This is a genomic window from Paraburkholderia sp. SIMBA_054 (assembly GCF_046534875.1).
GTDB classification, from domain to species: Bacteria; Pseudomonadota; Gammaproteobacteria; order Burkholderiales; family Burkholderiaceae; genus Paraburkholderia; species Paraburkholderia hospita.
The window spans coordinates 1-241 of record NZ_JAWRXV010001557.1; the positions used below are offsets into that span (position 1 = coordinate 1).

Annotated in this window: 1 protein-coding gene; it reads right to left on the bottom strand. The window is 57.3% G+C overall.

Going from position 1 to position 241, the window contains the following annotated elements; genetic code table 11:
* Window positions 1-241: heme biosynthesis HemY N-terminal domain-containing protein (locus tag SB822_RS60280; protein WP_410859540.1), on the bottom strand; the 241-nt coding region annotated here is incomplete at both ends.

The window sequence follows — 241 nt, forward strand, 5'->3', positions numbered from 1 at the left end:
GGTGATTTCTACCGGAATTGTGTCGTTGCCGGCCAGCTCCGCTGCGCGTTCCAGATGTTGGTTGGCGCGTGCTTCATCACCGCGTTGTTGCGCGGCTTCGGCAGCCAGCAGATAGTTCACCACCGGTTGTTCAGCGTGATCGGCATTTTTCGCCATCAGCTTTTCAACTTGCTGATAATCGCCTTCCGCTAGTTTCAGCAGCGCCTGTTCGGTCTGCTTACGGGCACGGCGACGCTTACGT